The organism is Streptomyces sp. DT190, assembly GCF_049846985.1.
GTDB lineage: Bacteria > Actinomycetota > Actinomycetes > Streptomycetales > Streptomycetaceae > Streptomyces.
Genome location: NZ_JBNCNM010000001.1, coordinates 275,765 through 299,126 on the forward strand (window position 1 = coordinate 275,765; position 23,362 = coordinate 299,126).

The 23,362-nt window shown below is 72.2% G+C and carries 21 protein-coding genes and 1 riboswitch; of the genes, 18 read left to right on the forward strand and 3 right to left on the reverse strand.

Annotated elements, in window-relative coordinates; all coding sequences use genetic code 11:
• The 15 genes from ACPXCS_RS01180 (at position 1) to ACPXCS_RS01250 (ending at position 15,696) form a co-directional block, all read left to right on the forward strand.
• Positions 1-930 carry an ABC transporter permease gene (locus tag ACPXCS_RS01180; protein WP_425945994.1) on the forward strand — a complete coding sequence of 310 codons (930 nt, stop codon included), beginning with the start codon at positions 1-3 and terminating at the stop codon, positions 928-930.
• Positions 923-1,711, forward strand: a complete 789-nt coding sequence (locus ACPXCS_RS01185; RefSeq protein WP_425945995.1) for an ABC transporter ATP-binding protein — start codon at positions 923-925, stop codon at positions 1,709-1,711. The genes ACPXCS_RS01180 and ACPXCS_RS01185 overlap by 8 nt, the downstream gene beginning before the upstream one ends.
• A 359-nt stretch (positions 1,712-2,070) precedes the next feature.
• Positions 2,071-2,973, forward strand: a complete 903-nt coding sequence (gene hpnC / locus ACPXCS_RS01190) for a squalene synthase HpnC (RefSeq protein WP_425945996.1) — start codon at positions 2,071-2,073, stop codon at positions 2,971-2,973.
• Complete coding sequence (hpnD, locus tag ACPXCS_RS01195) at positions 2,970-3,920, forward strand: presqualene diphosphate synthase HpnD (protein WP_425945997.1); 951 nt, start codon at positions 2,970-2,972, stop codon at positions 3,918-3,920. The genes hpnC and hpnD overlap by 4 nt, the downstream gene beginning before the upstream one ends.
• Entirely contained in the window at positions 3,917-4,048 is a 132-nt protein-coding gene (locus ACPXCS_RS01200) for a DUF6380 family protein (RefSeq protein WP_425945998.1), read from the forward strand. Before hpnD ends, ACPXCS_RS01200 begins: the two co-directional genes overlap by 4 nt.
• Positions 4,048-5,460, forward strand: a complete 1,413-nt coding sequence (gene hpnE / locus ACPXCS_RS01205; RefSeq protein ID WP_425945999.1) for a hydroxysqualene dehydroxylase HpnE — start codon at positions 4,048-4,050, stop codon at positions 5,458-5,460. Before ACPXCS_RS01200 ends, hpnE begins: the two co-directional genes overlap by 1 nt.
• Complete coding sequence (locus tag ACPXCS_RS01210) at positions 5,460-6,593, forward strand: polyprenyl synthetase family protein (RefSeq protein WP_425946000.1); 1,134 nt, start codon at positions 5,460-5,462, stop codon at positions 6,591-6,593. The genes hpnE and ACPXCS_RS01210 overlap by 1 nt, the downstream gene beginning before the upstream one ends.
• Before the next feature lie 122 nt (positions 6,594-6,715).
• Positions 6,716-8,707 carry a squalene--hopene cyclase gene (shc, locus tag ACPXCS_RS01215; protein WP_425946001.1) on the forward strand — a complete coding sequence of 664 codons (1,992 nt, stop codon included), beginning with the start codon at positions 6,716-6,718 and terminating at the stop codon, positions 8,705-8,707.
• On the forward strand, positions 8,707-9,348 hold the full coding sequence (locus ACPXCS_RS01220) for a 1-hydroxy-2-methyl-2-butenyl 4-diphosphate reductase (RefSeq protein WP_425946002.1): 642 nt from the start codon (positions 8,707-8,709) through the stop codon (positions 9,346-9,348). The genes shc and ACPXCS_RS01220 overlap by 1 nt, the downstream gene beginning before the upstream one ends.
• 5 nt (positions 9,349-9,353) lie before the next feature.
• Complete coding sequence (hpnH, locus tag ACPXCS_RS01225; RefSeq protein WP_425946003.1) at positions 9,354-10,376, forward strand: adenosyl-hopene transferase HpnH; 1,023 nt, start codon at positions 9,354-9,356, stop codon at positions 10,374-10,376.
• Positions 10,377-10,380: 4 nt separating this feature from the next.
• The gene (gene ispG, locus ACPXCS_RS01230; RefSeq protein WP_425946004.1) at positions 10,381-11,538 is read left to right on the forward strand and encodes a flavodoxin-dependent (E)-4-hydroxy-3-methylbut-2-enyl-diphosphate synthase; all 1,158 of its coding nucleotides are present in this window, start codon (positions 10,381-10,383) and stop codon (positions 11,536-11,538) included.
• A 29-nt stretch (positions 11,539-11,567) separates the two neighbouring features.
• Positions 11,568-13,463 carry a 1-deoxy-D-xylulose-5-phosphate synthase gene (gene dxs / locus ACPXCS_RS01235; RefSeq protein ID WP_425946005.1) on the forward strand — a complete coding sequence of 632 codons (1,896 nt, stop codon included), beginning with the start codon at positions 11,568-11,570 and terminating at the stop codon, positions 13,461-13,463.
• A complete protein-coding gene (locus ACPXCS_RS01240; protein ID WP_425946006.1) occupies positions 13,460-14,875 on the forward strand; it encodes an aspartate aminotransferase family protein in 1,416 nt (471 codons plus the stop codon). Before dxs ends, ACPXCS_RS01240 begins: the two co-directional genes overlap by 4 nt.
• Positions 14,876-14,938: 63 nt before the next feature.
• Positions 14,939-15,580 carry a helix-turn-helix domain-containing protein gene (locus tag ACPXCS_RS01245; protein WP_425946007.1) on the forward strand — a complete coding sequence of 214 codons (642 nt, stop codon included), beginning with the start codon at positions 14,939-14,941 and terminating at the stop codon, positions 15,578-15,580.
• Positions 15,577-15,696 carry a DUF6126 family protein gene (locus ACPXCS_RS01250; RefSeq protein ID WP_425946008.1) on the forward strand — a complete coding sequence of 40 codons (120 nt, stop codon included), beginning with the start codon at positions 15,577-15,579 and terminating at the stop codon, positions 15,694-15,696. Before ACPXCS_RS01245 ends, ACPXCS_RS01250 begins: the two co-directional genes overlap by 4 nt.
• Before the next feature lie 15 nt (positions 15,697-15,711).
• Here ACPXCS_RS01250 and ACPXCS_RS01255 read toward each other — a convergent pair whose 3' ends face one another.
• Positions 15,712-16,509 carry a tyrosine-protein phosphatase gene (locus ACPXCS_RS01255; RefSeq protein WP_425946009.1) on the reverse strand — a complete coding sequence of 266 codons (798 nt, stop codon included), beginning with the start codon at positions 16,507-16,509 and terminating at the stop codon, positions 15,712-15,714.
• 177 nt (positions 16,510-16,686) lie between these two features.
• Between ACPXCS_RS01255 and ACPXCS_RS01260 the strand changes: the two genes are divergently transcribed.
• The 3 genes from ACPXCS_RS01260 (at position 16,687) to ACPXCS_RS01270 (ending at position 21,241) form a co-directional block, all read left to right on the forward strand.
• Entirely contained in the window at positions 16,687-18,762 is a 2,076-nt protein-coding gene (locus ACPXCS_RS01260) for an alpha-galactosidase (RefSeq protein ID WP_425946010.1), read from the forward strand.
• A gap of 317 nt (positions 18,763-19,079) precedes the next feature.
• A riboswitch (cyclic di-AMP (ydaO/yuaA leader) is annotated at positions 19,080-19,235 on the forward strand.
• 4 nt (positions 19,236-19,239) lie between these two features.
• On the forward strand, positions 19,240-20,193 hold the full coding sequence (locus ACPXCS_RS01265) for a M23 family metallopeptidase (protein ID WP_425946011.1): 954 nt from the start codon (positions 19,240-19,242) through the stop codon (positions 20,191-20,193).
• 262 nt (positions 20,194-20,455) lie between these two features.
• A complete protein-coding gene (locus ACPXCS_RS01270) occupies positions 20,456-21,241 on the forward strand; it encodes an SGNH/GDSL hydrolase family protein (protein WP_425946115.1) in 786 nt (261 codons plus the stop codon).
• 222 nt (positions 21,242-21,463) lie between these two features.
• Here ACPXCS_RS01270 and ACPXCS_RS01275 read toward each other — a convergent pair whose 3' ends face one another.
• Positions 21,464-22,093 (reverse strand): TetR/AcrR family transcriptional regulator, encoded by a 630-nt coding sequence (locus ACPXCS_RS01275; protein WP_425946012.1) that lies wholly within the window; start codon positions 22,091-22,093, stop codon positions 21,464-21,466.
• A gap of 53 nt (positions 22,094-22,146) precedes the next feature.
• The gene (locus ACPXCS_RS01280) at positions 22,147-23,325 is read right to left on the reverse strand and encodes a Glu/Leu/Phe/Val dehydrogenase dimerization domain-containing protein (RefSeq protein WP_425946013.1); all 1,179 of its coding nucleotides are present in this window, start codon (positions 23,323-23,325) and stop codon (positions 22,147-22,149) included.
• Positions 23,326-23,362: the final 37 nt, after the last annotated feature.

The following is a 23,362-nucleotide window of genomic DNA, read 5'->3' on the forward strand; positions in this document are numbered from 1 at the left end:
GTGAGTGAGACAACGCACGACGCCACGGTCGCGGTGAGCGCGCCCGCGGCGCCCGACGAGGGCCTCACGGCGAGGGAGCTCGCCGAACAGCACGGGCTGAGCGTGAGCGGCGCCCGGCCGTCCCTCATCGAGTACGTCCGTCAGCTCTGGGGACGGCGGCACTTCATCCTCGCCTTCTCCCAGGCGAAGCTGACCGCGCAGTACAGCCAGGCCAAGCTCGGCCAGCTGTGGCAGGTGGCCACGCCGCTGCTCAACGCGGCCGTGTACTTCTTCATCTTCGGCCTGCTCCTGGAGGCCGACCGGGGCATGTCCCGCGAGGTGTACATCCCGTTCCTGGTCACGGGCGTGTTCGTGTTCACCTTCACGCAGAGCTCGGTGATGGCGGGCGTGCGCGCGATCTCCGGCAACCTCGGCCTGGTGCGGGCCCTGCACTTCCCGCGCGCCGCCCTGCCGGTCTCCTTCGCGCTGCAGCAGCTGCAGCAGCTGCTGTTCTCGATGATCGTGCTGTTCGCCGTCGCCATCGGCTTCGGCCACTACCCGGACCTGTCCTGGGTGCTGATCGTGCCGGTGCTGGTCCTGCAGTTCTGCTTCAACACCGGCCTGGCGCTGATCATGGCCCGGGCGGGCGCCAAGACCCCCGACCTCGCGCAGCTGATGCCGTTCGTGATGCGGACCTGGATGTACGCGTCCGGCGTGATGTTCTCCATCCCGATCTTCCTTGAGGACAAGCCCTCCTGGATCGCCAACGTCCTGCAGTGGAACCCGGCCGCGATCTACATGGACCTGATGCGCTTCGCCCTCATCGACGACTACGGCTCGCAGTACCTGCCCGACCACGTCTGGGCGGTCGCCGGCGGCTGGGCCGTGCTCTTCGCCCTTGGCGGCTTCGTGTACTTCTGGAAGGCGGAGGAGAGGTACGGCCGTGGCTGAGCAGAAGCAGGACGCGCGGATCCCCACCGTCATCGCGGACGAGCTGCACATCGTCTACCGCGTCAACGGCGCCAAGACCGGCAAGGGCAGCGCCACCGCCGCCCTCAGCCGCATCCTGAAGCGCGGCTCCGACGACGCCGCGCGCGGGGTGCGCACGGTGCACGCCGTGCGCGGGGTCTCCTTCGTCGCCTACCGGGGCGAGGCCATCGGCCTGATCGGCTCCAACGGCTCGGGCAAGTCGACCCTGCTGCGCGCCATCGCCGGCCTGCTGCCCGCCGAGCGGGGCAAGGTCTACACCGATGGCCAGCCCTCGCTCCTCGGCGTCAACGCGGCCCTGATGAACGACCTCACCGGCGAACGCAACGTCATATTGGGCGGCCTCGCCATGGGCATGTCCCGCGAGGAGATCAAGGAGCGCTACCAGGACATCGTCGACTTCTCCGGCATCAACGAGAAGGGCGACTTCATCACCCTGCCCATGCGCACCTACTCCTCGGGCATGGCGGCCCGGCTCCGGTTCTCCATCGCCGCGGCCAAGGACCACGACGTCCTGATGATCGACGAGGCGCTGGCCACCGGCGACCGGAAGTTCCAGAAGCGCTCCGAGGACCGCATCAGGGAGCTGCGCAAGGAAGCCGGCACGGTGTTCCTGGTCAGCCACAACAACAAGTCCATCCGCGACACCTGCAACCGGGTGCTGTGGCTGGAGCGCGGCGAGCTGCGCATGGACGGCCCCACCGACGAGGTGCTCAAGGAGTACGAGAAGTTCACCAACAAGTAGGCCGGCTCGGCCCGGGCCCCGGCGGAACTGTTCCGGCGGGGCCCCGCGTCTGCAAAGGAAACGTCAACTCCGGCCGTTTCCAGGAAGCTTGGGGCCAATCGGTGTGTTCTCGTGATGTGCGGGACACCCAGGCGATCCCCGATGCGTTGTACAACGTAAGCTGTACCGGTCCCGAAACACGGCAATCAGGGCGATAATGCGCGACACCGCTTGTCGGGTCGCCGTGCGGGCGGCCGGGCGGCGTGTCCGAAATAGTGCGTATTGGGTCGGCAGTGTAGAACGGGAGATGTGACGGCGATGGCTACGGAAACTCCCCAGCTCCACGCAGCACGTGCCGTCCCCGGGCCGGGCAGCCGGCGGTGACGGGAACCGGCACGGCCCGCGCCCTCGACCCGGAGCGCGGCACCCTCGACAAGGCCGCCGGCGAGAACTTCCCGGTGGCCCCCTTCTTCCTGCCCCGGGCCTGGCGCACCGACCTCAGGGCCGTCTACGGCTTCGCCCGCCTCGTCGACGACATCGGCGACGGCGACCTCGCCCCCGGCGGCGCCGACGCCCGGCTGCTCGGTGTCACCCCGCAGGAGGCCGGCGACCGGCTGGTCCTGCTCGACGCCTTCGAGGCCGACCTGCGCCGGGTCTTCGACGGCACGCCCCGCCACCCGCTGCTGCGCCGCCTCCAGCCGACCGTCCGCCGCCGCCGGCTGACCCCCGAGCCGTTCCTCGGCCTGATCGCCGCCAACCGCCAGGACCAGCTGGTCAGCCGGTACGAGACCTACGACGACCTGCTCGCCTACTGCGAGCTGTCCGCCAACCCCGTGGGCCGTCTCGTCCTCGCCGTCACCGGCACCTCGACCCCGGAGCGGATCCGCCGCTCCGACCTGATCTGCACCGCCCTGCAGATCGTCGAGCACCTCCAGGACGTCGCCGAGGACCTCGGCCGGGACCGGGTGTACCTGCCCGCCGCCGACATGAAGCGCTTCCACGTCCAGGAGGCGGACCTCGCCATGAGCACCGCCGCAGCGCCGGTCCGTGCCCTGATCGCGTACGAGGCGCAAAGGGCCCGGGACCTGCTGGATGAAGGCGCCCCCCTGGTGGGTAGCGTCCACGGCAGACTGAAGCTGCTGCTCGCGGGATTCGTGGCGGGGGGAAGGGCGGCCCTGCGCGCCGTCGCCGCCGCCGACCACGACGTACTTCCCGGCCCGCCCAAGCCCGGCAAGCTCCAGCTGCTGCGTGAGGTGGGCGTGACCCTGCGAGGAGAGGGGTGATCCGGACCGTGGAGTCGGAACCACACGCGTCCCCGCCGGTACTCGCCGCCTACAGCTACTGTGAGGCCGTCACCGGGCGGCAGGCCCGTAACTTCGCCTACGGCATCCGCCTGCTGCCGACGGCCCAGCGCCGGGCGATGTCGGCGCTGTACGCGTTCTCGCGGCGGGTCGACGACATCGGCGACGGAGCGCTCGCCGACGACGTCAAGGTCGCCCGGCTTGAGGAGACCCGGGCGCTGCTCACCCGGATCCGCGAGGGCCGCGTCGACGAGGACGACACCGACCCGGTGGCCGTCGCGCTCACGCATGCCGCCGGGCACTTCCCCATCCCGCTGGGCGGGCTGGACGAGCTCATCGACGGGGTCCGGATGGACGTCCGCGGTGAGACCTACGAGACCTGGGACGACCTGAAGGTCTACTGCCGCTGTGTGGCGGGAGCCATCGGGCGCCTCTCGCTCGGTGTCTTCGGCACGGAACCGGGGGCGCGTGGAGTGGAGCGCGCGCCCGAGTACGCCGACACGCTCGGCCTCGCGCTCCAGCTCACCAACATCCTGAGAGACGTCCGCGAGGACGCCGAGGGCGGGCGCACGTACCTGCCCGCCGACGACCTCGCCAAGTTCGGCTGCTCGGCGGGCTTCAGCGGGCCGAGACCACCCGAGGGCTCCGACTTCGCGGGCCTCGTGCACTTCGAAGTGCGGCGGGCCCGCGCCCTGTTCGCCGAGGGCTACCGGCTGCTGCCCATGCTCGACCGGCGCAGCGGCGCCTGCGTCGCCGCCATGGCCGGCATCTACCGCCGCCTCCTGGACCGCATCGAGCGCGACCCGGAGGCCGTGCTGCGCGGCCGGGTCTCGCTGCCCGGCCGGGAGAAGGCGTACGTCGCCGTGCGCGGACTGTCCGGCCTGGACGCCCGGCACGTGACCCGGCGGTCCGTCAGGAGGCGCCCATGACCGGCGAGGTCACCCCCGTCGGCGGAAAGCGGCGGGCAACCGTCCGGCCGGGACCCGCGTCCCTGACGGAGACGGCCGGCCGCGCACGCTGCGGGCAGCACGGCCGCCGCGCAGGGGAGGGTGCGTGATGACCCACGGCACGCGGTCCCACGGACCGGTCGCGCAGGGACGGCACACCGTCGTGGTGGGCGGCGGGCTCGCCGGCGTCACCGCCGCGCTCGCGCTCGCCGACGCCGGCGTGCGCGTCACGCTGCTGGAGGGCCGGCCCAGGCTCGGCGGCCTGGCCTTCTCGTTCCGGCGCGGCGACCTCACCGTCGACAACGGCCAGCACGTGTACCTGCGTTGCTGCACCGCCTACCGCTGGTTCCTCGACCGCATCGAGGGCGCGGCCCTGGCCCCGCTGCAGGACCGGCTCGACGTGCCCGTCGTGGACCTCGCGCGGCCCGCGGGGCGGCGGCTCGGCAGGCTGCGGCGCGACGCGCTGCCCGTGCCCCTGCACCTGGGCCGCGGCCTCGCCGGCTATCCGCACCTGTCGCTCGCCGACCGCGCCCGGGTGGGCCGGGCCGCCCTCGCGCTCAAGCGGCTCGACCTCGCCGACCCGGCGCTGGACGCGCAGGACTTCGGCAGCTGGCTGGCCGCGCACGGCCAGTCGCCGCGCGCGGTCGAGGCCCTGTGGGACCTCGTCGGCGTCGCCACCCTCAACGCGGTCGCCTCCGACGCCTCCCTGGGCCTGGCCGCGATGGTGTTCAAGACCGGCCTGCTGTCCGACCCGGGCGCGGCCGACATCGGCTGGGCGCGCGTCCCGCTGGGCGACCTGCACGACGGGCTGGCCCGCAAGGCCCTCGACTCCGCGGGCGTCCGCACCGAGGTCCGTACCCGCGTCACCGCCGTCTCCCGGAACGCGGCCGGCGGGTGGCGCGTCGAGGTGCCCGGCGAGACGCTCGACGCGGACGCCGTCGTCCTCGCCGTACCGCAGCGCGAGGCGTACGACCTGCTGCCCGAGGGCGCCCTCGACGAGCCCGAGCGGCTGCTGCGGATCGGCACCGCGCCCATCCTCAACGTCCACGTGGTCTACGACCGCAAGGTCCTCGCCCGGCCCTTCCTCACCGCCCTCGGCACCCCGGTGCAGTGGGTGTTCGACCGGACCGAGGCGTCCGGGCTCGGCTCGGGCCAGTACCTGGCCGTGTCCCAGTCGGCGGCCCAGGACGACATCGACGCGCCCGTGGCCGTGCTGCGCGAGCGGTACCTGCCGGAGCTGGAGCGGCTGCTGCCGCTCGCCCGGGGCGCCGAGGTGAGGGACTTCTTCGTCACCCGGGAGCGCACCGCGACGTTCGCTCCCGCCCCCGGCGTCGGGCGCCTCAGGCCCGGCGCCCGCACCAAGGCATCCGGCCTCTGCCTGGCCGGAGCGTGGACCGCCACCGGGTGGCCCGCGACCATGGAGAGTGCGGTCCGCAGTGGTGTGAGCGCGGCGGACGCCGTGCTGGCCGCCCTGGGCCGGCCCCGTCCCCGCCACCTCTTCGAGCTCGAGGAGGCGGCGTGATGCCCGCCCGGGCCGGCGCGGCGGGCGGCCCCCGCACCCCCGGTACCGCAACAAGAGGAGAGACTGTGCCCACTGTGCCCCCGGCCTCGAGGACTGCCGAGGCGGTGGACGTGACCGCGCTGCTGGAGCGCGGCCGGACCCTGGCCACTCCGGTGCTGCGGGCGGCCGTCGACCGCCTGGCGCCTCCCATGGACACGGTCGCCGCCTACCACTTCGGCTGGATCGACGCGCAGGGCAGGCCCGCCGAGGGCGACGGCGGCAAGGCCGTGCGCCCCGCCCTCGCGGTGCTGTCCGCCGAGGTCGTGTCCGCCGCCCCCGAGACCGGCATCCCCGGCGCCGTCGCCGTGGAACTCGTCCACAACTTCTCCCTCCTCCACGACGACCTCATGGACGGCGACGAGCAGCGCCGCCACCGCGACACGGTCTGGAAGGTGCACGGTCCCGCCCAGGCCATCCTGGTCGGCGACGCCCTGTTCGCCCTCGCCAACGAGGTCCTCCTCGAACTCGGCACCGTCGCGGCCGGCCGCGCCACCCGCCGCCTGACCACCGCCACCCGCGCCCTGATCGACGGCCAGGCCCAGGACATCTCCTACGAGCACCGCGACCGCGTCAGCGTCGAGGAGTGCCTGGAGATGGAGGGCAACAAGACCGGCGCCCTGCTCGCCTGCGCCAGCTCCATCGGCGCCGTCCTCGGCGGCGCCGACGACCGCACCGCCGACACGCTGGAGAAGTACGGCTACCACCTGGGCCTCGCCTTCCAGGCCGTCGACGACCTGCTCGGCATCTGGGGCGACCCGGTCTCCACCGGCAAGCAGACCTGGAGCGACCTGCGCCAGCGCAAGAAGTCCCTGCCGGTCGTCGCCGCCCTCGCGGCCGGCGGCTCCGCCTCGCAGCGGCTCGGGGAGATCCTCGCCGCCGACGCCAAGGCCAGCGACTTCGAGAACTTCTCGGAGGAGGAGTTCGCGGCCCGCGCCGCCCTGATCGAGGAGGCCGGCGGCCGCGAATGGACCGCCGAGGAGGCACGCCGTCAGCACACCATCGCCATCGAGGCCCTCGACACCGTGGACATGCCCGACCGGGTGCGGGCACAGTTCACGGCGCTCGCGGACTTCGTCGTCGTACGGAAGAGATGATCACTATCGGCCGAATAACCCTCGCGTAGTCGCCGGCCGGTGCCCCGAGCCAGCACGGAGCACCGGCCGACGGCGGACCCACAGCAGCTGCACACCTTGCACCACTGCACGAAGGGGAAGCCATGACAGCGACGACCGACGGAAGCACCGGGGCCACTCTGCCGCCCCGCGCCGCCGCGGCCAGCGACACCGAGACCCCCGGGGCGGCCGGGGCAACCGAAACCGCCGCCCGCGCCGTCCGGCGCGCCACCGACTTCCTGCTCTCCCTCCAGGACACCGAGGGCTGGTGGAAGGGCGACCTCGAGACCAACGTCACGATGGACGCCGAGGACCTGCTGCTCCGTCAGTTCCTCGGCATCCGCGACGACAGGACCACGCAGGCCGCCGCGCTCTTCATCCGCGGCGAGCAGCGCGAGGACGGCACCTGGGCCACCTTCCACGGCGGCCCCGGCGACCTGTCCGCCACCGTCGAGGCCTACGTCGCCCTGCGTCTCGCGGGGGACCCGCCCGACGCCCCGCACATGGCGAAGGCCGCCGAGTGGGTCCGCGCACAGGGCGGCATCGCCGCCGCCCGGGTCTTCACCCGCATCTGGCTGGCCCTGTTCGGCTGGTGGAAGTGGGAGGACCTGCCCGAACTCCCGCCGGAGCTCATCTTCTTCCCGTCCTGGGTGCCGCTCAACATCTACGACTTCGGCTGCTGGGCCCGGCAGACCATCGTCCCGCTGACGATCGTCTCCGCGAAGCGCCCGGTCCGCCCCGCGCCCTTCCCGCTCGACGAGTTGCACACCGACCCGGCCCACCCGAACCCGGCCAGGCCTCTGGCACCGCCGCTGAGCTGGGACGGGGCCTTCCAGCGGATGGACAAGTGCCTGCACGCCCTGCGGAAGGTGGCCCCGCGCAGGCTCCGCAGGGCCGCGATGAACAGCGCCGCCCGCTGGATCGTCGAACGGCAGGAGAACGACGGCTGCTGGGGCGGCATCCAGCCCCCGGCGGTGTACTCGATCATCGCCCTCCACCTGCTCGGCTACGACCTTCAGCACCCGGTGATGCGGGAGGGACTGGCGTCCCTGGACCGGTTCGCCGTCTGGCGCGAGGACGGGGCCCGCATGATCGAGGCCTGCCAGTCGCCCGTGTGGGACACGTGCCTGGCCGCGATCGCGCTCGTGGACGCCGGACTGCCCGCCGATCACCCGCAGTTGGTGAAGGCGGCCGACTGGATGCTGGGCGAGGAGATCGTCCGGCCCGGCGACTGGTCGGTGCGGCGGCCCCAACTGCCGCCCGGAGGCTGGGCGTTCGAGTTCCACAACGACAACTACCCCGACATCGACGACACCGCCGAGGTGATCCTCGCGCTGCGCCGGATCGCCCACCACGACCCCGAGCGGGTCGACCGGGCCATCGGGCGCGGCATGCGCTGGACGCTCGGCATGCAGTCCAGGAACGGCGCGTGGGCCGCCTTCGACGTCGACAACACCAGCCCCTTCCCGAACCGGCTGCCCTTCTGCGACTTCGGCGAGGTCATCGACCCGCCCTCCGCGGACGTCACCGCGCACGTCGTCGAGATGCTCGCCGTGGAGGGCCTCGCCCACGACCCGCGCACGCGGCGCGGCATCGAGTGGCTGCTGGCCGAACAGGAGCCGGACGGCAGCTGGTTCGGACGCTGGGGCGTCAACTACGTCTACGGCACCGGGTCCGTGGTCCCGGCGCTGGTCGCCGCCGGCATCCCCGCCGCCCACCCGGCGATCCGGCGGGCGGTGGCCTGGCTGGAGTCGGTCCAGAACGACGATGGCGGCTGGGGCGAGGACCTGCGCTCCTACCGGGACGCGAGGCGGTGGAGCGGCAGGGGCGCCTCGACCGCCTCCCAGACGGCGTGGGCGCTGATGGCGCTGCTCGCGGCGGGGGAGCGGAACTCCAGGGCCGTCGAACGCGGCGTCGCATGGCTGGCCGCCACCCAGCGGGAGGACGGCTCCTGGGACGAGCCGTACTTCACGGGGACCGGCTTCCCCTGGGACTTCTCGATCAACTACCACCTCTACCGCCAGGTCTTCCCGCTCACGGCGCTCGGCCGGTACCTGCACGGCGAGCCCTTCGCCGACCGGCTCGAGGGGAGCTGATGAGCGCGCAGCCCGCCCCGGCCCCGCTGCTGATCGCCTGCGCGCTCGGCATCGAGCAGTTCGCCCTGCGCGCGGGCGGACGGGGCGGCGCCGGAGGTCCCGTCACCGTGCTGCGCACCGGCATGGGACCGGCGGCGGCCGAGCGGGCCGTCACCCGGGTGCTGGCCGATCCGGCCCTGCGCGGCGCCGCCGTGCTGGCCACCGGCTTCTGCGCCGGCCTGGCGCCCGGGATGCACCCGGGCGACCTGGTCGTCGCCGAGGAGACCCGCGACCCGCGCTCCACGACCCCCTGCGTCGGGACGGAGCTGCTGGTCGAGGAGCTGGGGCGGACGGTACCCGGGCGGACCGTGCATACCGGGCCGCTGACCGGCTCCGATCACGTGGTGCGCGGCCCCGAGCGGGCCGATCTGCTCGCGACCGGCGCGATCGCCACCGACATGGAGTCGGCCGCCACGCTCCTGAGCGCCGTGCGCGCGGGCGAGCGCCCGGTTGCGGCCGTCCGGGTGGTCGTGGACGCTCCTGAACATGAACTCGTCCGGATCGGCACGGTGCGCGGTGGAATATCAGCTTTCCGTGTTCTTCGTTCGGTCCTTCCCGCTTTCTTCGAATGGCACCGTTCCTTGCTGCTCCCCAGGAGGTGAGCCAGATGGCCATGCCGCTCCGACAGTCCATCAAGGTCGCTACGTACTTGGCTGAACAGAAGCTCCGGCGGCGGGACAAGTTCCCCCTGATCGTCGAGCTGGAGCCGCTGTTCGCCTGCAACCTCAAGTGCGAGGGCTGCGGCAAGATCCAGCATCCGGCCGGGGTGCTCAAGCAGCGGATGCCGGTCGCCCAGGCCGTGGGGGCGGTCATGGAGTCCGGCGCCCCGATGGTGTCCATCGCCGGCGGCGAGCCGCTGATGCACCCGCAGATCGACGAGATCGTGCGTCAGCTCGTGGCCAAGCGGAAGTACGTCTTCCTCTGCACCAACGCCATGCTGCTGCGCAAGAAGATGGACAAGTTCACGCCCTCGCCCTACTTCGCCTTCGCGGTGCACATCGACGGCCTGCGCGAGCGGCACGACGAGTCCGTGGCCAAGGAAGGCGTCTTCGACGAGGCGGTGGAGGCGATCAAGGAGGCCAAGCGGCGCGGCTTCCGGGTGACCACCAACTCGACCTTCTTCAACACCGACACCCCGCAGACCATCATCGAGGTGCTGAACTTCCTCAACGACGACCTCCAGGTCGACGAGATGATGATCTCGCCCGCCTACGCCTACGAGAAGGCACCCGACCAGGAGCACTTCCTCGGCGTGGAGCAGACCCGGGAACTGTTCAAGAAGGCCTTCGCGGGCGGCAACCGGCGGCGCTGGCGGCTCAACCACTCCCCGCTCTTCCTGGACTTCCTGGAGGGCAAGGTCGACTTCCCGTGCACGGCGTGGGCGATCCCGAACTACTCGCTCTTCGGCTGGCAGCGCCCCTGCTACCTGATGAGCGACGGGTACGTGCCGACGTACCGGGAGCTGGTCGAGGAGACCGACTGGGACAAGTACGGACGCGGCAAGGACCCGCGCTGCGCCAACTGCATGGCGCACTGCGGCTACGAGCCCACCGCCGTCCTCGCGACCATGGGATCGCTGAAGGAGTCGCTGCGCGCCATGCGCGAGACGGTCTCCGGGAACCGGGAGTGAGGGCATGACCGCCGTCGGGCTGGGAGTCCCGGAGGTGCCCCCGCGGCCGGTGGCCGAGCGGCGCGCCTCGCGCCGGATCCAGGTCGGTACGGTGCCGGTCGGGGGCGGGGCCCCGGTGTCGGTGCAGTCCATGACGACGACCCGCACCTCGGACGTCGGCGCCACGCTGCAGCAGATCGCCGAGCTCACCGCGTCCGGCTGCCAGATCGTCCGGGTCGCCTGCCCCACGCAGGACGACGCGGACGCGCTGGCGACCATCGCCCGCAAGTCGCAGATCCCGGTGATCGCCGACATCCACTTCCAGCCCAAGTACGTCTTCGCGGCCATCGAGGCGGGCTGCGCGGCCGTGCGCGTCAACCCGGGCAACATCAAGCAGTTCGACGACCGGGTCAAGGAGATCGCCCGGGAGGCGAAGGACCACGGCACCCCGATCAGGATCGGTGTCAACGCCGGGTCGCTGGACCGCAGGCTGCTGCGGAAGTACGGCAGGGCCACCCCCGAGGCGCTCGTGGAGAGCGCCCTGTGGGAGGCCTCGCTGTTCGAGGAGCACGACTTCCGCGACCTCAAGATCTCCGTCAAGCACAACGACCCGGTCGTGATGATCGAGGCGTACGGGCAGCTGGCCGAAAGGTGCGACTACCCGCTGCACCTGGGCGTCACGGAGGCGGGGCCGGCCTTCCAGGGCACGATCAAGTCGGCGGTGGCGTTCGGGGCGCTGCTGTCGCGGGGCATCGGCGACACGATCCGGGTGTCGCTGTCCGCGCCGCCGGCCGAGGAGGTCAAGGTCGGCATCCAGATCCTCCAGTCCCTGGGGCTCAAGGAGCGGCGGCTGGAGATCGTGTCGTGCCCGTCCTGCGGGCGCGCCCAGGTCGACGTCTACAAGCTGGCCGAGGAGGTCACGGCCGGGCTCGACGGCATGCAGGTGCCGCTGCGGGTCGCCGTCATGGGGTGTGTGGTGAACGGGCCCGGCGAGGCGCGGGAGGCCGATCTCGGAGTGGCCTCCGGCAACGGCAAGGGGCAGATCTTCGTCAAGGGCGAGGTCGTCAGGACCGTCCCCGAGTCCAAGATCGTCGAGACGCTGATCGAAGAGGCGATGAGGATCGCCGAGCAGATGGAGCAGGACGGCGCGGGGTCGGGGGAGCCGGCCGTCACCGTGAGCTGAGCAGCACGGAATCCGAAGGGGGCCCGAGCGTGACGATGCTGGAGAACATCCGGGGACCACACGACCTGAAGGCGCTGTCCGAGGCCGAACTGAGGGAACTGTCCGGGGAGATCAGGGAGTTCCTGGTGCACGCGGTCGCCAGGACCGGCGGCCATCTGGGACCCAACCTGGGCGTGGTGGAGCTGACCGTCGCCCTGCACCGGGTCTTCGAGTCGCCGGCCGACCGCATCCTGTGGGACACCGGCCACCAGAGCTACGTCCACAAACTGCTGACGGGCCGCCAGGACTTCTCCAAGCTGCGCGGCAAGGGCGGCCTGTCCGGCTACCCCTCGCGCGAGGAGTCCGAGCACGACGTCATCGAGAACAGCCACGCCTCCACCGCACTCGGCTGGGCCGACGGGCTCGCCAAGGCCCGCCGGGTCAGGGGCGAGGAGGGGCACGTCGTCGCGGTCATCGGCGACGGCGCCCTCACCGGCGGCATGGCCTGGGAGGCCCTGAACAACATCGCGGCCGCCAAGGACCGCCCGCTGATCATCGTCGTCAACGACAACGAACGCTCCTACGCCCCGACCATCGGCGGCCTCGCCAACCACCTCGCCACGCTGCGCACCACCGACGGCTACGAACGGTTCCTCGCCTGGGGCAAGGACGTGCTCCAGGCCACCCCGCTGGTCGGCACCCCCCTCTACGAGGCCCTGCACGGCGCGAAGAAGGGCTTCAAGGACGCGTTCGCGCCGCAGGGCCTCTTCGAGGACCTGGGGCTGAAGTACGTCGGGCCGATCGACGGTCACGACATCGGGGCCGTGGAGTCCGCGCTGCGGCGCGCCAAACGCTTCCACGGGCCGGTCCTCGTGCACTGCCTCACGGAGAAGGGCCGCGGCTACGAGCCCGCCCTCGCGCACGAGGAGGACCACTTCCACACCGTCGGCGTGATGGACCCGCTGACCTGCGCACCCCTTGCGCCCGCGGGCGGGCCGTCCTGGACGTCCGTGTTCGGGGAGGAGATCGTCCGGATCGGCGAGGAGCGCGAGGACGTGGTGGCGATAACCGCCGCCATGCTGCACCCGGTGGGGCTCGGCGCCTTCGCCGAGCGGTTCCCGGACCGGGTGTGGGACGTAGGGATCGCCGAGCAGCACGCGGCCGTCTCCGCGGCCGGGCTGGCGACGGGCGGCCTGCACCCCGTCGTCGCCGTCTACGCCACCTTCCTCAACCGGGCCTTCGACCAGCTCCTGATGGACGTGGCGCTGCACCGCTGCGGGGTGACCTTCGTCCTGGACCGGGCCGGCGTCACCGGCGTCGACGGGGCCTCCCACAACGGCATGTGGGACATGTCCGTGCTGCAGGTCGTCCCCGGTCTGCGCATCGCCGCGCCGCGCGACGCGGACCAGCTGCGCGCCCAGCTGCGCGAGGCGGTCGCCGTCGACGACGCGCCGACGCTGGTGCGCTTCCCGAAGGAGTCGGTGGGGCCGGAGATCCCCGCCGTCGACCGTGTGGGCGGACTGGACGTACTGCACCGCGCCCCCGAACCCCGGGTGCTGCTGGTGGCCGTGGGCGTGATGGCGCCCGTCTGCCTCCAGGCCGCCGAGCTGCTCGAAGCCCGCGGCATCGGCTGCACCGTCGTCGACCCCCGCTGGGTCAAGCCGGTCGACCCGGCACTGCCGGGCCTCGCCGCCGCACACCGCATGGTCGCCGTCGTCGAGGACAACAGCCGGGCCGCCGGGGTCGGCTCGGCCGTGGCGCTGGCCCTCGGCGACGCCGAGGTCGACGTGCCCGTACGGCGGTTCGGCATCCCCGAGCAGTTCCTCGCGCACGCCAAGCGCGGTGAGGTGCTCGCCGACATCGGCCTGACGCCGGTCGAGATCGCCGGGCGGATCAGCGCGAGCCTGACCGTCAAGGAAGAGCTGTCCAAGGAGTCACAGGAATGACAACCGCCGAGTCCGCGCCGGAGTCGTCGCAGGCCGGGGAGTTCGACCTCGGCAAGCTGCTGGCCGAACGCGGAGCCGAGCGCTACGAGCTGCACACCCGGTACCTCAACCACCAGCTCCCGCGCATGCTGCACACCATCGGCTTCGACAAGGTCTACGAGCGCGCCGAGGGCGCCTACTTCTACGACGCGGACGGCAACGACTACCTGGACATGCTCGCCGGGTTCGGGGTGATGGGGCTCGGCCGCCACCACCCCGTGGTCCGCAAGGCGCTGCACGACGTCCTGGACGCGCAGCTCGCCGACCTCACCCGGTTCGACTGCCAGCCGCTGCCCGGGCTGCTGGCGGAGAAACTGCTGGCGCACAGTCCCCACCTGGACCGGGTCTTCTTCGGCAACAGCGGCACCGAGGCCGTCGAGGGCGCCCTGAAGTTCGCCCGGTTCGCCACCGGCCGTCCCAGGGTCCTGTACTGCGCGCACTCCTTCCACGGCCTGACCACCGGCTCCCTCTCCGTCAACGGCGAGTCCGCCTTCCGTGACGGCTTCGCCCCGCTGCTGCCCGACACGGCCGTGCCGCTCGGCGACCTCGACGCGCTGGCGAGGGAACTGAAGAAGGGCGACGTCGCCGCCCTGATCGTCGAGCCCATCCAGGGCAAGGGCGTGCTGCAGGCCCCGCCCGGCTATCTGCGCGCCGCCCAGGAGCTGCTGCACCGGCACAAGGCGCTGCTCATCGCCGACGAGGTGCAGACGGGCCTCGGGCGCACCGGCGACTTCTACGGCTACCAGCACGAGGACGGCGTGGAACCCGACCTGGTGTGCGTGGCCAAGGCGCTCTCGGGCGGCTACGTGCCGGTGGGCGCGACGATCGGCAAGGACTGGATCTTCAAGAAGGTCTACTCGTCCATGGACCGGGTCCTGGTCCACTCCGCCAGCTTCGGCGCCAACGCGCAGGCCATGGCGGCGGGCCTGGCGGTGCTGTCGGTGATGGAGAACGAGCAGATCGTCGCAGGCGTCCGGGCCACCGGGGAGCGGCTCAGGTCCCGGCTCGCGGCGCTGACGGACCGGTACGAGATGCTCGCCGACGTCCGCGGCCGGGGCCTGATGATCGGCATCGAGTTCGGCCGGCCGAAGTCGCTGAAGCTGCGCAGCCGGTGGGCCATGCTGCAGGCCGCGCGCAAGGGACTGTTCGCGCAGATGGTGGTCGTGCCGCTGCTGCAGCGGCACCGGATCCTCACCCAGGTCTCCGGCGACCACCTGGAGGTGATCAAGCTGATCCCGCCGCTGATCATCGGGGAGCGAGAAGTGGACCGGTTCGTCGAGGCGTTCACCGCCGTGATGGACGACGCGCACGACGGCGGGCTGATGTGGGACTTCGGCAAGACGCTGGTCAGGCAGGCGGTCGCCAACCGCTGACGGCGGTTTTGCCTGAGAGGCAAAAAATTTGCCGCTGAGGCAAGATTTCGGCTGAATGGAGCCATGAGCTCCCCCGAGACCGAGCGGCCCTCCGGGGCCGACTCGCCGGCCGACCCCGCAGGCGCGCTGCCGGCGGTCGCGCCGCAGCTGCGGGCCCTGCGGCGCCAGGCCTCCCTGACCCTGGAGGCCGCGGCCCGCGCCGCCGGGCTGTCGCCCGCCCACCTCTCCCGTCTGGAGACCGGGCAGCGCCAGCCCTCGCTGCCGATGCTGCTCACGCTCGCCCGCGTCTACGGTACGACGGTCTCCGAGCTGCTCGGTGAGACCGTCGCCGGCCGGGACGCCGTCGTACGCGCGGCCGACATGGAACCTACCGCGGCGGGCGGCTGGACGTACTGGCAGGCCGGCGCCTCCGGCCGCGGGATGCAGGCCCTGCGGGTCCACGTCCCCTACGGCTCCCAGGGTGACATCGTGCGCGTCCACCCCGGTGAGGAGTGGCTGCACGTGCTGCGCGGCCGGCTGCGGCTGCGGCTGGGGGACACCACGCACCGGCTGGCGGCCGGCGACAGCGCCCACTTCGACTCGCTCACCCCGCACCGCATCGCCGCCGAGGACCACGACGGCGTCGACCTGCTCTTCGTCCACACCCTGCTGCAGAGCCCCACGGCCGCCCTGTGCCTGGGCCCGACCCCCGGAGACGCGTCATGAGCGACATGGAGGAGAAGTTTCCCCGCGCCCTGTGGGTGCGGCTGCTGGTCTACCTCATCCTGGGGCACGTCTTCGCCGCGTTCATCTACCTGCTGTTCGAGGTGGGCGCCAAGTAGCCGCCCGCCGGGGGCTCAGTCGAGGAGCCGCTCGCGCAGCCGCTCCCGGGTCTGCGGGGTCAGCCTGAGCCCCTTCTCCAGATAGGGGTCGACACCGCCCCAGGTCTCCTCGATGGTGTCGAAGGCGGCCGTCAGGTACTCCGCGCGCGCGTCGAACAGCGGGCTGAGCAGCTCCATGACCTCCGGGGAGTACGCCGAGGCATGCGAGCTGCTGCGGTGCACCTTGTAACGGCGGTGCTTGGCGTTTGACTTCAGGTAGTCCTCGACGATGGCGTCCCGCTCGACGCCGAGGGCGAGCAGCGTCACCGCGACGGACAGGCCCGCGCGGTCCTTGCCCGCCGCGCAGTGCATCAGCGCGGGCACGCTGTCCTGCGTGAGCGCGTGCAGCACCTGGGAGTGCTCCGCGGTGCGGTCCCTGATGATCATGCGGTACGAGGCGATCATCCGGTCCGCGCCCTTGCCGTCCGCCAGGATCGAGCGCAGCTGCTCCAGGTCGCCGTCGCGGACCATCTTCCAGAACTCGGCGCCGTCGGCCGGGTCGCTCAGCGGCAGGTTCACGTTGCGCACGCCCGGCAGCTCGACGTCCGGGCCCTCGAGCTTCTGGTCGGCGGCGTTGCGGAAGTCGAAGACCGTGTGCAGCCCGAGCGTGGCGAGGAAGGCGGCGTCCTCACCGGTCGCGTGGGCCAGGTGGCCGCTGCGGAACAGCACGCCCTGCCGCACCCGCCGCCCGTCCACGGTCGGCAGTCCGCCCACGTCGCGGAAGTTGCGCACTCCGGCCAGCTCGGGCTCGGTCGACGGGACCTGCTGTGTCACGAGGGCTCCTCCCCATCGGCGCCGCCGGCTCGGCTCGTCGACGGCTCACTCGACCATACGACATGGCTGCCAGGGGCATTGAGTTGTCCACAGGCGTTGCCGGGGACGTCCGCCACGCTCGATGATGTTGCTGCTTGGTCGCACCTGGTCGGGCTTGTTCGAATCTGTGGGGGCTCGATGCTGGACATCTCCGACGACGGCCGTACATGGGTGCTCTCCGGGCCGGCCAGCAGCTACGCCGTCCATGTCACCGACCGGGACGAACTGCTCCACCTGCACTGGGGTCCGCGGATCGCCCTGGCCGACGCCGAGGCCCTCGCCGTCCGGCCGCTGCCGGAGTACCGGCCCTTCGAGTCCCCGCTCGACGGCCGCGAGGAGTACCCGGTCGAGGGCGGCCCCCGGTTCGTCCGCCCCGCCCTGTCCGTGCGCACCGCCGAGCGGCGCGGCACCGAGTGGGCCTACGAGGGGCACGACACGGCGGGCGGCGGGCTGCGTCTGCGCTTCACGGACGGCGGCCTGGCCGTCCTCCTCCACTACCGGATGCGCCCCGGCACCGACGTCGTCGAGCGCTGGGTGACCCTGGACAACAGCGGACCGTGGGTCGAGGTGCTGCGGGCCGACTCCGCCACCTGGACCCTGCCCGACCGCGACGCCTGGCGGCTGTCCCAGCTGCACGGCCGCTGGGGCGCCGAGTCCCGGCTGACGCGTTCCCGGCTCACCCCCGGCGAGAAGGTGATCGGCAGCCGCCGCGGTCACACCGGCCACCAGCACCTGCCCTGGGTCGCCCTGGACACCGACGCCACCGAGGAGCACGGCGAGGTCTACGGCTGCGCCCTGGGCTGGTCCGGCTCCTGGCGGATCGCCGTCGCCCGGCTCCCGGACGCGCGCGTGCAGATCACCGGCGGCGCCGGCCACGACGACTCGGGCCTGCTGGCTCTGGGCACGGGGGAGTCGTACACCACCCCCGTCTTCGCCGGCCTCTGGAGCGACGGCGGGTTCGGCGGGGCGAGCCGCGCGTGGCACGCCTACCAGCGCCGGTACGTGATCCCGGAGGCCGGGCAGGACCGGCCGGTGCTGTTCAACTCCTGGGAGGCCACCGGGTTCGACATCTCCGAGGAGCAGCAGCGGGCGCTCGCCGAGCGGGCCGCCGCCCTGGGCGTGGAGCTGTTCGTGGTCGACGACGGCTGGTTCGGGACGCGCACCAGCGACCGGGCGGGGCTCGGCGACTGGACCCCCAACCCCGACCGCTTCCCCGGCGGGCTGAAGCCGCTCGCCGACCATGTGCACGGCCTCGGCATGCGGTTCGGCATCTGGGTCGAGCCCGAGATGGTGAACCCGGACAGCGACCTGTACCGCGCCCACCCGGACTGGGTGCAGTACCAACCGGGACGTAAGCGGACGGAGTTCCGCAATCAGCTCGTACTGAACCTCGCCCGCCAGGACGTCCGGCAGTACCTGTGGGAGCAGCTCGACGGGCTCCTCTCCAGCGCCCCGATCGACTACGTCAAGTGGGACTTCAACCGCTGCTTCACCGACGCCGGCTGGCCGGGCGAGCCCTGTCCGCAGCGGCTCTGGGTCGACCACGTCCGCGCCCTGTACGACCTGCTGGACCGGCTGCGGGCCGCCCACCCGGGGGTGGCCTTCGAGTCCTGCTCGGGCGGCGGCGGACGGATCGACCTCGGTGTGCTGAGCCGCACGGACCAGGTGTGGACCTCCGACAACACCGACCCGCTCGACCGGCTCGCCATCCAGCACGGCTTCAGCCAGCTCCACCCCGCGCGCGTGATGGCCGCCTGGGTCACCGACAGCCCGAACGCCATGCTCAACCACCGGGCCAGTTCCCTGCGGTTCCGGTTCGTGAGCGCCATGGCCGGGGTGCTCGGGGTGGGCGGCGACCTCACGACGTGGACGCAGGAGGAGCTCACCGAGGCGCGGGAGTGGGTGGCGCGCTACCGGCGGATCCGGCCGGTGGTGCAGCGCGGCGACCTCTACCGGCTCAGACCTCCGGACGGCGGACTGAGCGCCGTGCAGTACGTCCTCGGCGACGAGGCCGTCGTCCTCGCCTGGCTCCAGGCGCAGCGCTACGGCGAGCCGGTGCAGGCGCTCCGGCTGCGCGGCATCGATCCGGCAGCGACGTACGAATGCCTCGAAACGGGCGAACTGCACCGAGGGGGTGTCCTGCTGCACCACGGGCTGCGGGTCGGTCTGCGCGGAGACCTCGATGCCACGGTGGTCCACCTTAAGCGGAAGTAGTCATTCTTGTCCGAATAAGCCGCTTAGGCCGCTTCGCCATAACGTGCCCCGGTCGCTGGGGAGATGGGGTCGGGGTGCGTGACCATCGTCATACCGGTGACGATGCGTTGTTGCCATGTGCACGTAATCAGGGCGTTATTCAGGGGAATTGAGGAAAATCATTGATCGGAAATCCACGCTCGGTGACGGGAAATCCGTCGACGCGTCAAGGAAAACGCCCGCACGGGCAACCACAAGCTTGTCCCGTCGCGTCCCGGTCGCTTACGTTCCACACCAATCCGGACGGACGCCTAATCCTGCCGCCGCCCGGAGCCCGCACACACTGACCCGACGTACGGCAGGAGCGGGGGACCCACAGGTAAGACGCCTGTTCCGGTTCCCGGAACAGGCTTGGGGTTAAGCCGCGCCCCGGCGCGGCCGGGCATCTCCAGCCCGCACCCGACAGCTCACCTCGCAGGCGACGGAGAGGAATTCGCCATGCCCGCGAAGGGTAAGCACCGCCGTCCCAAGACCCAGCGTTTCACCCGCTCCATCGCCGTCGCCGGAACCGGTGGAGCCGCTCTCGCCCTTCCCCTCATGGGGGCCGCCGGCGCCCACGCCGCCACCCCGCAGTCCGCTCCGGAAAAGGCCGTCCAGTCCGCTCCGGCCGCCGGGAAGAAGGCCGCGGAAAAGGCCACCGGCGCGCGCACCTACACGGTGCGGGCCGGCGACTATCTCGCGAAGATCGCCGACGACCAGAACGTCAGCGGCGGCTGGAAGAAGCTCTACTCCGACAACCGGGACGCCGTCGGCGACGACCCGTCGCTGATCCACCCGGGCCTGAAGCTCTCCCTCGGCAAGAAGGCCGCGGCGAGCGCCCCCGAGGCGGCCGCGCCGTCCAAGCCGAAGGCCTCGGCCGGGAAGCCGGAGAAGGAGTCCGCGGAGAAGTCCGCGCAGAAGTCCTCGTCCGCCGGTTCGTCCGCCAAGGCGGAGACGGCCGCCAAGCCGGCCGCTGCCCAGCCGGCCGCGCAGAGCAACGCCGGCGGCTACAGCGCCCCGGTGGACGGTGCCACCGTCGGCACCCCGTACCGCATGTCCGGCAGCATGTGGTCCAGCGGTTACCACACCGGCGTCGACTTCGTCGTCCCGACCGGCACCTCCCTCAAGGCCGTCGGCGCGGGCACGGTCGTCTCCGCCGGCTGGGGCGGCGCGTACGGCAACCAGGTCGTCATCAAGCTGAACGACGGCCACTACGCCCAGTACGCCCACCTGTCCCAGCTCTCCGTCTCGGCCGGCCAGACCGTGACCGCCGGGCAGCAGGTCGGCCTGTCCGGCGCCACCGGCAACGTCACCGGACCGCACCTGCACTTCGAGATCCGCACCGCGCCGGGCTACGGCTCGGACCTGGACCCGGTCGCCTTCCTGCGCTCGCACGGCGTCTCCGTCGGCTGACCGACCGCACGACCACCTGCCTGACACGCGACCGTCGGCCGGACCCCGATCCCCGGGTCCGGCCTTCGGTGTGTGCGTCACCCGGCGGGCTCCTCAAGGCCGCTGCAACAGCCCTGAGGGGCTGCCTATTCCGGAGTTGGCGAACACTTTAGGAGTGGCTTATCTCACCGTCCGTCAACCCTTGCCTACGGTCGCGTAGGTCACATTCGAGGGTGAATCATGAGCGGCTGTGGCAGACGATTCGAAGAGTGACAGCAGAGCAGTGATCGGGTCGTACGTGGCGGTGGGGGACAGCTTCACCGAGGGCGTCGGTGATCCCGGCCCCGACGGGGCGTTCGTCGGCTGGGCCGACCGGTTCGCCGTCCTGCTCGCCGACCTCCGGCCCGAAGGCGACTTCCAGTACACCAACCTCGCCGTGCGCGGGAAGCTCCTCGACCAGATCGTGGCGGACCAGGTTCCGCGGGCCGTCGAGATGGCCCCGGACCTCGTGTCGTTCTGCGCCGGGGGCAACGACATCATCCGGCCCGGCACCGATCCGGACGAGGTGGCCGAGCGCTTCGAGCGGGCGCTCGCGCGGCTCACCGCGGTGGCCGGGACGGTGATGGTGACGACCGGGTTCGACACGCGTGGCGTGCCCGTGCTCAAGCATCTGCGCGGCAAGATCGCCACGTACAACGGCCATGTGCGGGCCATCGCCGACCGGTACGGCTGCCCGGTGCTCGACCTGTGGTCCCTGCGCAGTGTGCAGGACCGCCGGGCCTGGGACGCCGACCGGCTGCACCTGTCGCCCGAGGGGCACACCCGTGTGGCGCTCCGCGCGGGGCAGGTGCTCGGTCTCGACGTGCCGGCCGATCCCGAGCAGCCGTGGCCGCCGCTGCCGCCGCGCGGCACGCTGGAGGTCCGGCGCGACGACGTGCAGTGGGCGCGGGAGTTCCTGGTGCCGTGGATCGGGCGACGGCTGCGCGGGGAGTCCTCCGGGGACCAGGTGACGGCCAAGGGGGCGTTGTCGCCGGACGACATCCGGATGCGGATCGCCGCTGTGGCGTGAGGGTGTGCGGGGTGCGCGTCTTCGCCTGACGGTGGGGGGTGGGGCGGGGCCGCGCCGGGGGGTGTCCGTCCTCGGAACGGCGCGATCGACTTGCGTGCCGACTGACTGTTCGTCGACGCGCCAACCGCTGCGGGCGGACACCCCCGGCACGGCCCCTTGCGTCGCCGGGCGGGTGCGGGTCGTCGTCCGTTTGGCTGCGGCTCGCGTGCCGCCTGGGCGGTTCTACGCCGGGTTGCTCATCGGTGGGGTCAAGGGGGCCGATTGCAGGCCCAGTTCGCGGGTCAGGGCCTCTTCGGTCCACTGCTGGGCCCAGGCTCGGGGGATCGCGCCGGGGTAGGACGTCAGCTGGACGGCCAGGCCGTCGAGGAACGCGGTGAGGCGCAGGGCCGTCGCCCGTGGGTCCGGGCAGTGGAACTCGCCCGCCGCCACGCCCTCCGCGATCACCTCGGCGAGAGCCGCCTTCCACTGGCGGTCGAGGTCCTGCGTGACCTCCCGCAGTTCCGGTTCGCGCAGGGCCGCCGCCCAGCCCTCGATCCACAGCCGCCAGCCCTTGTCCTGGCCGGTCGGGGCGTACCAGCGGACCGCCGACCGCAGCCGGCGCAGCGCCGAGGTGCGGCGGCCCAGCAGCTTGCGCAGGTGTGCGAGGTCGGCCTCGGCCGCGTGCCGGAACGCCGCCGCGACCAACTGCTCCTTGGACGCGAAGTGGTAGAGCACCAGTGCGTTGCTCACCCCGAGCGCCGAGGCGACGTCGGCGATCCTGACCGCCGCCACGCCCCGGGCCTCGATCTGCTCGACGGCGGCCCGCAGCAGTTCCCCGCGCCGCTCCGCCACGCTCAACCGGACTCTCGTCACGCCGTCACCCTACCCACGCGCCGGGTGTCGCCGACGTGCGGATCCGGCCTGCCTCAGCGGTAGCAGCCGTACCGCTGCGCGATCACCGGCAGCCGGTCGGCGGCGATCGCGTGGGCCGCCGCGCGCGGTGTCGTCCCGTCGGTCTCCGCGCGGGTGAGCATGAGCTCGACCAGGGCCCGCATCGAGCGGCGCGTGTACGCGAACGCCTCCTCGGCGTCGGCGCCGACGTCCCCGAACAGCGTCCACCACCACCAGGCGTTGGTACCGGAGTTGACCACCACGTCCGGCAGCACGGTCACCCCGCGCGCGGCCAGCAGCGGCTCCGCCTCCGGTCGTACGGGCATGTTGGCCGCCTCGACGATCCAGCGGGCCGTGACGTGCCGCTGGTTGCCGGTGTCGACGGCGTACGACACCGCCGCCGGCACCAGCACCTCCGCGTCGGCGCTCAGCCAGGCGTCGCCCGGCAGTTCCAGGTCGCCGGGGAGCAGCGCGGAGCGGTCCACCGTGCCGTGCGCGTCCCGCGCGGCGAGCAGCGCCTCGACGTCGAGTCCCGCCGGGTTGGCGATCGTGCCCTTGAGGTCGGCGACCGCCACGATCCTGAGCCCGGCGCGGGAGAGGAAACGCGCCGTGGCACCGCCCATGGTGCCCAGCCCCTGCAGGGAGACCCGTGTCCCCGCGTGCGGTACACCGGCCCGGTCCAGCGCCGTCAGGGTCGCCTCCGCGACGCCGCAGCCGCCGGCCAGCTCGTCGAGGCCGATGCCGTCCACCTCGACCGCGAACGCGTCCGCCAGCCGCCGGCGCGCCTCGGCCTCGTCGTCCAGCAGCGGGTAGACGGCCTGGATGGACGAGACCAGACCCGCCTCGGCCGCGGCCCGGTCCACCAGGTCCTGGGAGAGCCCGAGGTCCTCGCCCGTCGTCCAGACGCTCTCCACGTACGGCCGCATCGCGCGCAGGTAGCGCACCAGCAGCGGGTACGCCTCCGGGTCGCGCGGGTCGCAGTCGATGCCGCCCTTGGCGCCGCCGAGCGGGACGTAGCGGCTCGCCGGGTCGTAGTGCAGGGCCTCTTTCAGGGTCATGCCGCGGGCCAGGCCGGTGACCTCCTCCAGGGTGCAGCCGGGGCGCATCCGCAGACCGCCGCTGGCGACACCGCGCACCAGCCGGTCGACGACCAGGAAGCCCTGCCGGCCGGTGACGTGGTCGGTCCAGGTGAGGGACAGCAGGGGGCCGGCCATGGGTGTTCTCCTTCGCAGATTTACTGAATCACCGGTC

Bases quoted from the DNA above. Each gene is read 5' to 3' on its own strand.
- ACPXCS_RS01200 (WP_425945998.1), top strand. From the start codon at position 3,917: ATGACCGGCGAGGTCACCCCCGTCGGCGGAAAGCGGCGGGCAACCGTC.
- hpnE (WP_425945999.1), top strand. From the start codon at position 4,048: ATGACCCACGGCACGCGGTCCCACGGACCGGTCGCGCAGGGACGGCAC.
- ACPXCS_RS01210 (WP_425946000.1), top strand. From the start codon at position 5,460: ATGCCCGCCCGGGCCGGCGCGGCGGGCGGCCCCCGCACCCCCGGTACC.
- shc (WP_425946001.1), top strand. From the start codon at position 6,716: ATGACAGCGACGACCGACGGAAGCACCGGGGCCACTCTGCCGCCCCGC.
- ACPXCS_RS01220 (WP_425946002.1), top strand. From the start codon at position 8,707: ATGAGCGCGCAGCCCGCCCCGGCCCCGCTGCTGATCGCCTGCGCGCTC.
- hpnH (WP_425946003.1), top strand. From the start codon at position 9,354: ATGGCCATGCCGCTCCGACAGTCCATCAAGGTCGCTACGTACTTGGCT.
- ispG (WP_425946004.1), top strand. From the start codon at position 10,381: ATGACCGCCGTCGGGCTGGGAGTCCCGGAGGTGCCCCCGCGGCCGGTG.
- ACPXCS_RS01240 (WP_425946006.1), top strand. From the start codon at position 13,460: ATGACAACCGCCGAGTCCGCGCCGGAGTCGTCGCAGGCCGGGGAGTTC.
- ACPXCS_RS01245 (WP_425946007.1), top strand. From the start codon at position 14,939: ATGAGCTCCCCCGAGACCGAGCGGCCCTCCGGGGCCGACTCGCCGGCC.
- ACPXCS_RS01250 (WP_425946008.1), top strand. From the start codon at position 15,577: ATGAGCGACATGGAGGAGAAGTTTCCCCGCGCCCTGTGGGTGCGGCTG.
- ACPXCS_RS01260 (WP_425946010.1), top strand. From the start codon at position 16,687: ATGCTGGACATCTCCGACGACGGCCGTACATGGGTGCTCTCCGGGCCG.
- ACPXCS_RS01265 (WP_425946011.1), top strand. From the start codon at position 19,240: ATGCCCGCGAAGGGTAAGCACCGCCGTCCCAAGACCCAGCGTTTCACC.
- ACPXCS_RS01280 (WP_425946013.1), bottom strand. From the start codon at position 23,325: ATGGCCGGCCCCCTGCTGTCCCTCACCTGGACCGACCACGTCACCGGC.